The organism is Paenibacillus sp. FSL L8-0494 (assembly GCF_038003695.1).
GTDB lineage: Bacteria > Bacillota > Bacilli > Paenibacillales > Paenibacillaceae > Paenibacillus_AQ > Paenibacillus_AQ odorifer.
Genome location: NZ_JBBOPQ010000001.1, coordinates 1,169,478 through 1,183,281 on the forward strand (window position 1 = coordinate 1,169,478; position 13,804 = coordinate 1,183,281).

The window sequence follows — 13,804 nt, forward strand, 5'->3', positions numbered from 1 at the left end:
GCATTTTAAAGAGAGCATAAGCTCATAAGGAGAGAACCAGAATGAAATCATTATCCGTATTTACCAAGGATCTTGGCGCAGCCCTTAGAAATCCGAAGGTGCTAATTCCAATGATTGCTATCCTATTTATTCCGGTGATGTACAGCGGATTCTTCCTGAAGGCATTCTGGGATCCGTATGGCAAGATGAATGAGCTTCCGGTTGCTGTGGTCAACCAGGATGTCGGCGCTAATTATGAAGGCAAGCAACTACAAGCCGGTAATGATCTTATAGAAGAGTTGAAGGTAACCGACGGCTTCCAGTGGAACTTCGTTTCCCTTGAAGAAGCGGAAGCAGGAATGAAGGACAATACTTATTATATGTCGATCATTGTTCCGGAAGACTTTTCTGCTAAAGCTACTACTCTTATGGATGATGAACCACAGCCGGCAAAAATTATTTATGAGCCAAATGAAGGTTACAACTTCTTGGCTGGTCAAATCGGTGGTACGGCTGTAGCAGAAATTAAAAATAAAGTATCTGCTAAAGTAACTGAAGCTTATGTAGAGTCTGTATTCAATCAGATTACAGAAGTATCTGATGGATTGGGCGAAGCAGGAGATGGAGCCTCCAAGATCGCTGATGGCGCTGGTAAGCTAGATGACGGAGCCTTGAAGCTGAAAGATAATCTACTTGTACTGACAGATGGTACAGGTAAACTTCAAAATGGTGTAGAACCCCTTACACAAGGCGTGACTGATTTGAATGCAGGTGCTACGGCGCTTAAAACAGGATCAACCACGTTGGCAAGCGGATTGCAACAACTGTCTACTGCACATACGCAGCTTCAAGACGGTGTTGCACAGAGTGCTGCCGGCAGTAAACAACTTAGTGACGGCTTGAAACAAGCTGTAACAGGTGCAACACAGCTTCAGGCGGGAACGCAGTCTGCTGTGGATGGTACTTCTAAACTACAAGCAGGAACACAATCTTTAGTTGATGGCAGCGCGAAGCTGGAAGCAGGCTTAACTTCTTCCGTAGATGGCAGCGCGAAACTGGAAGCAGGTTTGCAAGCTTCCGCCGCAGGCAGCACGAAGGTAACTGAGGGTGCTAAAGCGGTAGCTCAAGGATTGGAGCAATTGGCACAGGCTAGTCCTGAGCTGGCACAAAATCCAGCGGTACAGAAGCTGCTGGCAGCCAGTGCAGCTGTGGCACAAGGCAGTGAGCAACTGCAACAAAGTCAAGAGCAGCTGGCACAGGGTGCTACTGCACTCCACAGTGGGCAAGAGCAGCTGGCACAAGGTGCAACTCAATTGCACTCAGGTTCACAGCAGTTAGCTGCTGGTGTAACTCAGTTGCATGATGGAGCACAGCAATTAAATGCTGGTAGCACACAGCTTTTGACAGGACAACAAAAACTGGCACAAGGCGCATCTGCACTTGTAACCGGTGGAGATAAGCTGAATGCAGGGATGCAACAATTTGGTGCGAAGCTTAAAGAAGCTGCAGCTGGAGGCAGCAAGCTGGCTGAAGGCGGTAAAGCGCTTGGCGATGGTACTACAAAACTGTTAAGCGGTGTAGGCGAACTAGGTTCCGGTATCAGTGCTGTAGCAGATGGTTCGAAAAAACTGGCTGATGGCGCAGGCGAGCTGAAAGATGGTATGGATGATCTGAAATCTGGATCAACAGAACTGGCAACTAAGCTTGGCGATGCTGCTGAAAAAACAGGCAGTGTGAACAAAACAGATGCAATGATGGAAATGTTCGCACAACCAGTGGTGGTTGAGGATCAAGTTGTGAATCATGTTCCGAACTATGGTACAGGTTTTGCTCCTTACTTCCTATCCCTTGGATTGTTTGTAGGTGCTTTGATTTCAACAATTGTTATTCCAATGCGTGATTCGGCTGTCCTTGGTGCTAGCCGTATGAACCGTTTCATTAGCCGTACGCTTACTTTCACAATCATGAGCTTTATCCAGTCTATGCTGGCTGCTGTGGTTGTATTGTATGGACTTGGATTGGAAGTACAAAGTAAACCGCTATTCTTCGTATTTACATTCTTAACAAGTTTAGTTTACACATGGGTAGTTCAAGCGATTGTTACTTGGATGGATCAACCGGGACGTTTCGTTGTTATCGTTATTCTTATTTTCCAATTAACAACTAGTGCCGGAACATTCCCACTTGAATTGATCCCTGATTGGATGAAATTCTTTAATCCACTGCTTCCAATGACTTACACAGTTAGTGGTCTTAAAGCAGTAATTTCTACAGGTGACTTCAGTGCAATGTGGGGAGATGTAGGTATCCTGGCAATCTTTGGTCTTGGATTCCTTGCTCTTACCTTCGCTTACTTCATGACTCGTAGCCGTGAGAATGAAGTTGGAGTGAAAAGTGAACAAGTTTTGACTGTATAAACTGATAGATTTTTTGAAAAAAAAGTATAAAAAAGCGTCTCCTCCGGGAGACGCTTTTTTTGATTTAAAATCATAAAAACCCTTTTTCTTGCAAACATATTAGAAGGGATGAAAAATCTTGTAACGCTTTCATTGCATATGCACTTATGCGTTATTTATGTATAATTATGCATCGTGAAGTTTTTTTAAACTTTTACTCGCTAAAGCTGTGATGCAAAAACAAATGTTAATCAGCATCATAAAAAAGTTTAAATTGCGCTGATGTTACCTCGGTGATAAAATAATAGCACTAATCTGGATTGAATAATTATTAAGATTTTCATGTGAAAAATTTTCCTAAGACATTGCATACTTTATAATAGAAAGGTTGCGTTCGATGAAACACACTGAACTGCCCGTAAAACAGGGCCTGTATGATCCCCAGTTCGAAAAAGATGCTTGCGGCATGGGATTTGTAGCTCATATTAAAGGCACACCGTCTCACAATATCGTAAGTAATGCTTTGACAATGCTCTTTAATATGGAGCATCGGGGAGGCCAAGGTAGCGAACCCAACTCTGGTGACGGAGCAGGTATCATGCTTCAAATTCCGCACCGTTTCTTTGCAAGTGAAGCTCAGAAGCTAGGCTTTACTTTGCCGGAACAAGGCCATTATGGCGTGGGCATGATCTTTTTATCTCATAACGAAGAAGTTCGGGCGCAGCATGAAGCCCTCTTAAGCAATATTATTGCTGAAGAAGGTCAAATAGTACTCGGCTATCGTGATGTACCTACCTATGATGAAATGCTTGGCAAGACAGCGAAAGCTGCTAAGCCTTTTGTGCGTCAAGTGTTTATCGGCCGCTCGGCTTTGGTCACGAATGAATTGTCTTTTGAACGTAAGCTTTATGTTATCCGCAAACGTGCGGAGCTTGCCATTCGTTACGGTGGTGTAGAAGAGGCTGAATCCTTCTATATACCAAGCTTGTCGTGCCGTAAGATTGTATACAAGGGCATGCTGACTACAGAACAAGTCGGACAATTCTACCTGGATTTGCAGAACGAAGAGCTGGAATCAGCGATCGCGTTAGTTCACTCCCGTTTCAGCACGAACACCTTCCCAAGCTGGGAACGTGCGCATCCCTACCGTTTTATGATCCACAACGGTGAGATCAACACCTTGCGTGGTAATGTGAACTGGATGCATGCACGCCAGTCATTGTTCAAGAGCGAAGTGTTTGGTGAAGATCTGAACAAGATCAAGCCTGTTATTAACCCGGATGGATCGGACACTGCAATGTTCGATAACACCTTTGAGTTTCTCTATTTGAGCGGACGCTCCCTGCCACAGGTAGCCATGATGATGGTTCCTGAACCATGGAGCAATCATGATAGTATGGATGCTGATAAAAAAGCATTTTATGAATATCACAGTACTCTGATGGAGCCATGGGACGGGCCTGCTGCAATGGGCTTTACCGATGGGATACAAATCGGCGCTATTCTGGACCGTAACGGTCTGCGTCCTGCTCGTTATTATGTAACGAAAGACGATATGATTATTTTATCCTCAGAAGCCGGTGTACTGGACATTCCAGCAGAGGACATCTTATATAAAGACCGCCTGAAACCTGGACGCATGCTGCTCGTGGATACGAAGGAAGGCCGCATTATCTCGGATGAGGAAGTTAAATCGGCTATCGCCTCTGAGAAGCCTTATCGCCAGTGGCTGGATGAGCATTTGATCAGTCTTGATGAGCTTCCGGATGCGCCTGAACTGCCAAATCCTAAGCATGACAATGTACAACAGCTACAGCAGGCTTTCGGCTATACTTTTGAAGACTTGCGCAAGGTGCTTGAGCCAATGGCATCTACTGGTGCTGAAGCTGTCGGTTCCATGGGTTATGATGCTCCACTCGCTGTATTTTCGGACCGCCCGCAACGTCTCTATAACTATTTCAAACAAATGTTTGCTCAGGTAACGAATCCACCCATCGATGCCATTCGTGAAGAGCTGGTTACATCCACAACGACTACGATTGGACCAGAGCGTAATTTGCTTAAACCGGAACCGGAAAGCTGCCGCCAGATCTCGCTGCAAACGCCAATTCTTTCGAACGAAGATTTTGCTAAGATTCGCCATGTTCGCCGTGCAGGCTTCAAATCGATGTCTATTCCAATTCTTTTCCCGGCTGAGCTTGGGGCAGAAGGATTACGCATCGCGCTTGAGCGCATGAACGAGGCTGCTGACCGTGTTATGGCTAAAGGGCATAACATTCTGATTCTGACTGACCGCGGTGTGGACAGTGAGAATGCTGCGATTCCAGCGCTGCTTGCGGTATCGAGTCTGCATCACCATTTGATCCGCCAAGGAACACGGACGAAAGTAAGTATTTTGCTGGAATCCGGTGAACCACGTGAAGTCCATCATTATGCGCTGCTGCTCGGTTATGGGGTGAGCGCAGTAAATCCTTATCTGGCTTTTGAAAGCTTGGATGATATGATCGGCCAAGGCTTATTGCGGGGAATCTCGCATGAAAAAGCAGTGAAGAACTATATTAAAGCTGCGACTAAGAGCGTAGTTAAGATTCTTTCCAAAATGGGAATTTCGACGATTCAATCTTACCGCGGTGCGCAGATTTTTGAAGCTGTGGGTCTGAACTCTGAGTTCGTGGATCGCTACTTTACTTGGACACCTTCCCGGATTGGCGGTATTGGCCTGGAGGAAGTGGCAACTGAGGCACTTATCCATCATAACCGTGCTTTTACAGAAAAAGACGGAAATGATAAGGTGCTTGATTCCGGTGGCGATTATCAATGGCGTAATGATGGGGAAGAGCATCTTTTCAATCCACAGACCATTCATCTGCTTCAGCACTCTGTGCGTAGTGGGAATTATGATATGTACAAGAAATATGCTGCCCTTGTTCAAGGAGAAAGCGAGAAGCAATTGACGCTTCGTTCCTTGTTGCAATTCAAGTCAGCCTATGAACCGATTCCACTGGAAGAAGTAGAACCGGCATCGTCTATTATGAAACGGTTTAAGACGGGTGCAATGTCCTTTGGTTCCATTAGTAAGGAAGCACATGAGACACTGGCCATTGCGATGAACCGTATCGGTGGCAAGAGTAATACGGGGGAAGGCGGCGAAGATCCAGCTCGCTATATTCCGGATAGCAATGGTGATTCACGCCGCAGTGCGATTAAACAAGTAGCTTCCGGACGTTTTGGTGTTACCTCGAACTACCTAGTTAACGCTGATGAGATCCAGATTAAAATGGCTCAGGGCGCTAAACCAGGGGAAGGTGGACAGCTTCCAGGACGTAAAGTTTATCCTTGGGTCGCTGAAGTACGTGGCTCAACAGCAGGTGTCGGTCTGATCTCACCTCCACCGCATCATGATATTTACTCAATCGAGGATTTGGCAGAGCTGATCTATGATCTGAAGAATGCAAATCCACGTGCAAACATTAATGTTAAGCTCGTATCGGAAGTTGGAGTGGGTACGATTGCTGCTGGTGTAGCCAAAGGGCGCGCTGATATTATCTTGGTTAGTGGCTATGATGGAGGTACAGGGGCATCGCCGATGAACTCCATTCGTCATGCGGGTCTTCCGTGGGAGCTTGGCTTGGCTGAAACCCATCAGACATTGATGCTCAACAATCTGCGTGACCGTGTTGTTCTAGAAACAGATGGTAAAATGTTAAGCGGCCGCGATCTGGCTGTAGCTGTATTGCTTGGGGCCGAAGAGTATGGATTTGCTACTGCTCCGCTAGTATCTGTTGGCTGTATTATGATGCGTGTCTGCCAAATGGATACTTGTCCGGTTGGTGTAGCTACCCAGAATCCGGATCTTCGTAAGAACTTTACTGGGGATCCGCAGCATGTAGTTAACTTTATGACCTTCGTGGCACAGGATCTACGTGAAATTATGGCAAGTCTCGGCTTCCGTACAATTGAAGAGATGGTAGGCCGTACCGATTGCCTAGACGCAACTCAGGCGTCGAAGCATTGGAAGAAGAAAGGCATAGATTTGAGCAGCCTGCTGCATACACCGGAATTACCGGAAGGAAGCACACGCTTCCGCAGTAAATACCAGAATCATGGTCTGGAAGAGACACTGGATGTCTCGCAGCTGCTCGACCTGGCAGCACCTGCATTGGAATCGGGTACGGCTGTTGAGGCATCGCTGCCAATCACGAACGTTAATCGTGCCGTCGGAACTATCCTTGGCAGCGAGCTGACCCGCAAGTATGGGGCCGCAGGTTTGCCAGATGATACGATTCGGCTTCATTTCACCGGTTCTGCTGGTCAAAGCTTGGGTGCATTCGTGCCTAAGGGAATCACGCTTACGGTGGAAGGAGATTCCAATGACTATGTAGGTAAAGGATTGTCGGGTGGTAAGATTATTATCAAGCCATCTCCGAAAGCTACCTTTGCTGCTGAGGACAATATCATTATCGGAAATACTGCATTCTACGGTGCAACAGGCGGAGAAGCTTATATCAACGGTATCGCTGGTGAACGATTTGCCGTCCGTAATTCCGGAGCGAAGGTTGTTGTAGAAGGCGTGGGTGACCACGGCTGTGAATACATGACTGGAGGCCGAGTGGTTGTCCTTGGTGAAACTGGCCGTAACTTTGCGGCAGGGATGTCAGGCGGTATCGCTTATGTCTACGACCCGGATAGAACCTTCATCGGCCGCTGCAATCTCGAAATGGTACTGCTCGAGAGAGTGGAAGAGTCTGAGGAGATCGAAGAGCTGCGTGAGCTGATTATCCGCCATACCGAGCTTACAGGTAGTGCGGCTGGCGCACGGGTACTGGATCAGTGGGCAGATAGCTTGCCGAACTTCGTTCGTGTCATTCCGAAGGATTACAAACGGATGATGGAGCAAATTCGTAAGGTAGAACAAACCGGGTTGACCGGAGAAGCTGCGTTGATGGCTGCATTTGAAGCGAATATGCGCGAGCTTGCCCGTGTTGGCGGCTAAACTGCTGTACCTGAATGAAATAGGAACTAAATGAATAAGGGAACCTGACTCTTCCTAATGCCGGAGAAGTCAGGTTCCTTTTTTTAGATGGCAGACTCGTATCCTCTAGTGATTTTCGGAAAAAAGGGTATATGTGGTAAACTAGGTTATAGATGAAAGGAAGTGAGACTATGTCGAATACAGAAATATTGATGGAGCCTGTTGCCCGCCTGCAGGGAGTCACCAAAAAAATCGGCTCGAAAACGCTGGTGAGCGATTTAACGCTGGACATCCCGCCTGGACAAATCTTCGGTTTTTTGGGGCCCAACGGAGCAGGTAAGACTACTACAATACGGATGATGGTGGGGTTGATTTCCATTAGTCGTGGAGACATCTTGATCTGTGGCCGTAGTATTAAAAACCATTTTGAAGAGGCTATCGCAAATATAGGGGCCATTGTAGAAAATCCTGAGATGTACAAGTTCCTATCCGGTTATCAGAATCTGCGCCAATATGCACGGATGGTGCCAGGGGTAACGAAGCAACGGATAGACGAAGTCGTCGAGCTAGTTGGACTAGGTCAAAGAATTCATGACAAAGTTAAGACCTATTCACTGGGAATGCGTCAGAGGCTGGGAGTGGCTCAGGCACTGCTGCACAGACCCAAGCTGCTGATTCTAGATGAGCCAACCAACGGCCTGGATCCACAAGGGATACGCGAGCTTAGAGACTATTTACGCCGTTTATGTCAGGAAGAAGGAACAACTGTATTCGTCTCCAGTCATTTACTTTCCGAGATGGAGCTCATGTGTGACAGCGTGGCGATTATCCAAAATGGACGACTGGTGGATGTGAAGCAGCTGAAAGGGGTAGGCAATACTGCAATGCCTCTGGGAGAAACCTTGTTCGAGGTTGATAATGCTGAAGCTGCTCTAGCCCTCATTGGACGTGGAGTATTTAAGAGTGGGGGACTTGTGCTTGAGGCAGAGCGTGAGGAGATCGCAGAATTAAATGCCAAGCTAGTGGCAGGTGGGATTAAGGTGTATAGCATCAGAGCCCTTGCCCGTACGCTGGAGGATCAATTCTTAGAGGTTACAGGAGGTGAAGGAATTGGGTGAATTTACAGCTCTCATACATAATGAGAATATCAAAATATACAGCCGTGTCCGCACATGGATTATGCTGCTTATTCTTGCAGTGATGAGCGTGCTGCTTCCTGCGCTTATTTATTTCACAAGCGAAGGCGATTCATCGCTCATGGGGCTTTGGGACAACTTTCAGATGACGGTGAGTATTGCGTTCTTCTTGAATACAATATTTACCGTTGTAGTGGCTTCTGACTCCGTAGCGGGCGAATTTACCTGGGGAACCATCAAGCTGCTGCTGATTCGCCCGTGGAGTCGCTCCAAGATCCTGCTCTCGAAATATATTTCCATGGTGTTATTCAGTTTGCTTAGCACCGCAGTATTGATTGCTTTTGGCTTTGCTGCTTCGTTAATCTTCTCCTCATCTTCGGGAGATACGATGTCATCCATTACGGCTTGGAGCCCAGCGGAATATTCCTTCCTAGATCTCCTATGTCGTTACATTGAGCTTTTCCTGACCGCTGCTCTGGCTTTCATGGTATCTAGCGTATTCCGCGCAAGTGGACTGGCTATTGGATTATCCTTATTTATTATGTTTGCCAAGAGTATTTTTACGGTTATTTTTAGTCCAGAACGGTTTGAATGGGCCCAATACTTGATCTTCACACATATGGATCTAAGAGGCTACCTATTGTCGGATACGGGTCCGGGGGGCTCTACACTTGGCTTCTCCATAGCTGTACTAGCGGTGTACTATATCCTATTCCTGGCCATTTCCTGGATTGTCTTCCGTAAAAGGGACGTTGCCTCATAGAAATAAGTCTAGCCGGCTTCGAGTGTTCCTTGTGCTTTGGAGGAGCGCTTGGCTGCCTTGTCCTTTTTCATATTACTTTTGGGCTCACCTGCTTTTTCAGAGGTGGGCTGTTCTTGCATGGCAATGGAGCCATTCAGGAGGCTGCCTTCCATAATGCTAAGTGCTCCTGCTGAAATATTACCATGTAACTCCCCGGTTCCGGTCATAATGAGTCTGCGGTCTGCGGTAACATCCCCGTATACTTTGCCGGCAATCACGATTTCCTCCGCTTTAATACTGGAGCGCACTGTTCCTTCTTCTCCTACAGTCACGACACCACTGCAAATAATCTCACCGCTAAAAGTACCCTCAATCCGCAGGTTTGTATCGCATTGCACCTTGCCCTCCAGTGTTCCTCCATGCCCTATTAGGGAATCGGTAGATTTAAAGGGGACACGCTGCTGCCGTTTGTTCCACATTTATAAATTCCTCCTATTATATATATTGAATGAATCCTTAGGGTTTGACATACGCCAAAGGGTTGACAGTTTTATTCTGCTTCACAACCTGAAAATGAAGGTGAGGACCTGTGCTTCGGCCAGTGCTTCCAAGCAAGCCGATTTTTTGCCCCTTGCTAACCTTGTCTCCGGCAGATACGTTCATTCCGTTCAAATGCATGTACCAGGTTTCCAACCCGTTTGAATGCTTAAGCACGATGTATTTTCCGCGTGCGCCCATTTGTTCCGCAGTAATAACCTCGCCATCTAAGGCAGCATATACAGGATCACCGATGTTCCCGGCAATATCGACACCGGAATGGAAAGCAGACAAACCTTTGAATGGATCTGAGCGGTAGCCGAAGCTTGAAGAAATAACTTTGGACTCGGTAGGCCAAAGCGGTACTGCGTTAAGTCTAGCCTTTTCTGCACGGGCCTTTTGAGCTTGCAGATTTGCTTGTACGTTATTCTCATGCTCTGCCTGTGTGATTGTCTGTGTGATACTTTCCACCATTTCATCAAGCATTCCGTGAATCTCCTCAAAGTCATCCTTAGTTTCTTCCACCAAGCTTGTAGCGTCGTTCTGATACACCGCGATGTATTCTCCACCAACCTGTGGGGGGAGTGTTTTTGGAAGGGCTGCAGTAATGGCTCCAAAGCGGAAACTTATGGCGGATAGAGAAGTGGAAGATGAGTTCTCTTCAGTACTCTGCTTAAAGGAGGTCTCTTTAGGAACAGGAGAAGAAAGACGGCTCGATAAACCTAATGTTGAATTTGAAGTGGCCGATCCAGCTTTTGATTTTTCTGTTGCGGATTTCTCCGGTTGGGATTCATTCGTGTCTGTAGCGGCAGCAGCACCTTTGCTTTTGTTAATCAATGCTTGCAGCTCCTGTTCCAGTGCATTTACACTCTTCAGCTTGTCTTTAATGTTATCTGCCTCTTCCGAAAGTTCGCTGACCTGGCTACGAAGCTGGGTTAAATCTTTATCCTTGTCGGCGACCTTCATTTCCATGCGGAGATTGGTTAGCGATAGTGCGGCTGCCTCGGCTTCTAGCTGTGAGATGGACTGAGAGGCATGGAAATGCATAGAGGTGACCAGACTGGAGATAGAGAGGGCTGCTGCTGCCGGCAAAGCGAACGCTAGCGGTTTGGAGATGTGGAGCTGTTTGACTGGACGTCCGGCATCCCTTACGACAAGCAGCGTAATCCGTTTATGATCTGGCTGACTCTTCATGGCTTCTCCTTTCTGCGGCTTATGGCAGCCGCTTGCGATACCTGAGGCTAACGACTTTTCTTCCATTAGGCTCATCCGAATTGTACTACTACTCTATGTATTCCATATCTTTCAGGAACATGACAACGGTTTGTTTGAATAAAGAAGGAGAGTTACGGCAAAACCTGTACTAGAGTCATCGCAGAGAGTCTATTGCATCTGTTTTTATTAATTGAGGGGGTAGAGAATTGAAGATTTTTGCGATAATTCTAATTCTTTTTATCATACAGATTGCATTGATTGTATTTCTGGAGTACCGCCGCCCGCAAAGGGCTATAGCATGGTTGTTTATTTCCTTCTGTTGTCCACCGCTTGGTCTGGCATTCTATTATTTTCTAGGTCGTGACTACAGACAGAATAGAAAATTGAACAAAAGATGTACTTCGCTCTTCCGGGAAATTCGTTCGTATGTCACTGGCAAGATTAAGGTAGTAAAACAAGCGTCGGATACTGGAAACGCTCAGTTTGAGAATAACGAAGGTTTATTGGTTTTGCTTGCAAAGCTCTCGGAAGGGCCTATTACAGGCCATAACAAAAGCAGAGTACTGTCAACTGCGAGAGAAGCGTACGACGCAATGCTGAAAGCCATGGAAGAGGCAAAAGAACATATCCACATGCAATTTTATATTTATCGTGATGATGAGATCGGAGAGCAATTTCAGGACGTTATGATACGAAAGGCGCGGCAGGGAGTTAAGGTGCGTTTGCTTTGTGATGGACTGGGCAGTCATCGATTAAGCCGTAGGTTTATTCAAACCATGAGAAATGCCGGGGTGGAGTTCCACTTTTTTTTACCTCCGGTTAGTTCTTTACTGGATCGTCGTTTTAATTTCCGCAATCATCGGAAGATCCTAGTGGTGGATGGATTGATTGGTTTTACGGGTGGAATGAATATCGGGGATGATTATTTAGGAAAGGACGCCAAGATGGGTTACTGGCGCGATACTCATCTGCGTCTAGAAGGAGATTCTGTTTATTATATTCAGTATGTTTTCCTGAAGGATTGGAGACTGGCCTCTGGTGAAGGTATGAGCCATCCTCGTTTGTTCCCTGAGCATTTTTGTAAGGAGCAAGAAGCCGTGCAGATTGTAGGAAGTGGACCGGATGCTGCGATCGATGCTTCTCAGGAGATGTATTTTGCCGCTTTTTGCTCTGCTAGGGAACGGATCTGGATTACTTCACCGTATTTTATTCCGGACCCTGCGATTTGTCGTGCTTTGAAGAGTGCAGTCCTTCGTGGAGTGGATGTTAGAATCATCATTCCGGCGAAGCCTGATAATAAGCTCGTTTATCATGCTTCTTTGTCTTATCTGGAGAATTTACAAGATGCAGGCGTGAAGTTCTATCGCTACACCAAAGGATTTATGCATGCCAAAGTCATGATTGTGGATGATCTGCTGGGTACGGTGGGAAGTGCGAATCTGGATATGCGCAGCTTCTATTCTAATTTCGAAATGACAGCGGTTTTGCTGCATCCTGAGACGATAGCAGTGCTAGTCGCGGGGTTTGAAAAGGATCAAAAGCATAGTGAATTCATTGATCCTGTAAAATTTAAGGAGAGAGGGAGAATTGTCAAACTCGGTGAAGGGCTATGTCAGTTGTTATCACCGCTGTTATGACCGGAAAGAGGACTAAATCTGAATTTTTCGAAGGATAGTACGTGTTCCATTCATTATTAGAGCATATTTTGTGATATAATAATTGTATAAGAAGAAATGTAAGAAAGTATAGATTGTAATTATACTTCCGAATGTTTCAAAACTATATTGTTAAATTGTAGGGGGAGTTCTATGAATGTGAGTCCACAAATGTTTACCAAAGAGGAGCAGAACAAACTGCAGAAGACCGGTGCCCATAAAATGGCTAAGTTCGCGCAGCGTATGGTTATGTTATCCATTGGGGCCGCCATGATGGCTGTTGCACTTGAGATATTCCTAGTACCTAATCAAATGATTGATGGCGGGATTACCGGTATCTCCATTATTTTATCACATTTATTCGACATTCCTCTGGGTATTTTATTGACACTGCTCAATCTTCCGTTCCTGTTAATCGGTTATAAGCAAATCGGTAAGACATTTGCCTTATCTACCTTATATGCGATTTTACTTATGTCTATCGGCACTTCAATGCTGCATCATGTAGAGGCCTTTACAGTTGAACCGATGCTTGCTGCCGTGTTTGGCGGTATCATACTAGGTGTAGGTGTTGGGTTGGTTGTACGTTTCGGGGGATCTCTAGACGGTACAGAAATTGTTGCGATTTTAGTGGCTAAGAAGCTTCCCTTCTCTGTAGGTGAAGTAGTTATGTTCTTCAACCTGTTCATCTTGTCCGGAGCTGGATTTGTGTTCGGTTGGAATAACGCGATGTTCTCCCTGATTGCTTATTATATTGCATTTAAGGTTATTGACATTACCCTTGAGGGTCTGGATCAATCGAAATCAGTATGGATTATCAGCGATAAATTCCGCGATATTGGGGAAGCTCTGACAGAGCGTCTCGGACGTGGTGTTACTTATTTAGATGGAGAAGGCGGATTTTCCGGTGAGAACAAGAAAGTGATCTTTGTAGTTATCACCCGTCTGGAAGAAGCTAAGCTTAAAACCATTGTTGAAGATTGGGATTCTGATGCATTCATCGCAATAGGTAACATCCATGATGTTAAAGGTGGCCGCTTCAAGAAGAAATCCATCCACTAGCGTAGCTCTTAAGTATCATTAACTGAAAGAAGGTATTTTTACGGATAAAAAAGCAATAAATACGGTGAACAAAGCTCGGCATGCCGTATTCTTATATAGTATACCTTCTG

General features: G+C 46.0%; 8 protein-coding genes. 6 read left to right on the forward strand and 2 right to left on the reverse strand.

Translation table 11 applies throughout. The annotated features are described in order from the left end of the window. The first annotated feature begins 41 nt into the window (after nucleotides 1-41). The 4 genes from NYE35_RS05165 to NYE35_RS05180 all read left to right on the forward strand — a co-directional run bounded on the left by NYE35_RS05165 (nucleotide 42) and on the right by NYE35_RS05180 (nucleotide 9,246). The gene (locus NYE35_RS05165; protein ID WP_038568922.1) at nucleotides 42-2,396 is read left to right on the forward strand and encodes a YhgE/Pip domain-containing protein; all 2,355 of its coding nucleotides are present in this window, start codon (nucleotides 42-44) and stop codon (nucleotides 2,394-2,396) included. 376 nt (nucleotides 2,397-2,772) lie between these two features. Further along, nucleotides 2,773-7,368, forward strand: coding sequence for a glutamate synthase large subunit (gene gltB / locus NYE35_RS05170; protein WP_341120291.1), 4,596 nt, complete (start codon nucleotides 2,773-2,775; stop codon nucleotides 7,366-7,368). A gap of 170 nt (nucleotides 7,369-7,538) precedes the next feature. Next, on the forward strand, nucleotides 7,539-8,465 hold the full coding sequence (locus tag NYE35_RS05175; protein ID WP_235219382.1) for an ABC transporter ATP-binding protein: 927 nt from the start codon (nucleotides 7,539-7,541) through the stop codon (nucleotides 8,463-8,465). Then, nucleotides 8,458-9,246: an ABC transporter permease gene (locus NYE35_RS05180; protein ID WP_038568926.1), complete on the forward strand. Its 789-nt coding sequence runs from the start codon at nucleotides 8,458-8,460 to the stop codon at nucleotides 9,244-9,246. Before NYE35_RS05175 ends, NYE35_RS05180 begins: the two co-directional genes overlap by 8 nt. Before the next feature lie 8 nt (nucleotides 9,247-9,254). On the opposite strand, the gene NYE35_RS05185 is transcribed toward NYE35_RS05180, so the two are convergent. Further along, nucleotides 9,255-9,704: a bactofilin family protein gene (locus NYE35_RS05185; RefSeq protein WP_038568928.1), complete on the reverse strand. Its 450-nt coding sequence runs from the start codon at nucleotides 9,702-9,704 to the stop codon at nucleotides 9,255-9,257. 37 nt (nucleotides 9,705-9,741) lie between these two features. Further along, complete coding sequence (locus tag NYE35_RS05190; RefSeq protein ID WP_341120293.1) at nucleotides 9,742-11,022, reverse strand: peptidoglycan DD-metalloendopeptidase family protein; 1,281 nt, start codon at nucleotides 11,020-11,022, stop codon at nucleotides 9,742-9,744. A 161-nt stretch (nucleotides 11,023-11,183) separates the two neighbouring features. On the opposite strand from NYE35_RS05190, the gene cls reads away from it, so the two are divergent. Together cls and NYE35_RS05200 are read left to right on the forward strand one after the other, a co-directional pair. Beyond that, the gene (gene cls, locus NYE35_RS05195; RefSeq protein ID WP_076104236.1) at nucleotides 11,184-12,614 is read left to right on the forward strand and encodes a cardiolipin synthase; all 1,431 of its coding nucleotides are present in this window, start codon (nucleotides 11,184-11,186) and stop codon (nucleotides 12,612-12,614) included. Between the two features lie 240 nt (nucleotides 12,615-12,854). After that, nucleotides 12,855-13,694, forward strand: a complete 840-nt coding sequence (locus NYE35_RS05200) for a YitT family protein (RefSeq protein WP_235219386.1) — start codon at nucleotides 12,855-12,857, stop codon at nucleotides 13,692-13,694. The last annotated feature ends 110 nt before the right edge of the window (nucleotides 13,695-13,804 follow it).

Bases quoted from the DNA above. Each gene is read 5' to 3' on its own strand.
- NYE35_RS05165 (WP_038568922.1), top strand. From the start codon at position 42: ATGAAATCATTATCCGTATTTACCAAGGATCTTGGCGCAGCCCTTAGA.
- NYE35_RS05200 (WP_235219386.1), top strand. From the start codon at position 12,855: ATGGCTAAGTTCGCGCAGCGTATGGTTATGTTATCCATTGGGGCCGCC.
- NYE35_RS05190 (WP_341120293.1), bottom strand. From the start codon at position 11,022: ATGGAAGAAAAGTCGTTAGCCTCAGGTATCGCAAGCGGCTGCCATAAG.
- NYE35_RS05185 (WP_038568928.1), bottom strand. From the start codon at position 9,704: ATGTGGAACAAACGGCAGCAGCGTGTCCCCTTTAAATCTACCGATTCC.
- NYE35_RS05175 (WP_235219382.1), top strand. From the start codon at position 7,539: ATGTCGAATACAGAAATATTGATGGAGCCTGTTGCCCGCCTGCAGGGA.
- gltB (WP_341120291.1), top strand. From the start codon at position 2,773: ATGAAACACACTGAACTGCCCGTAAAACAGGGCCTGTATGATCCCCAG.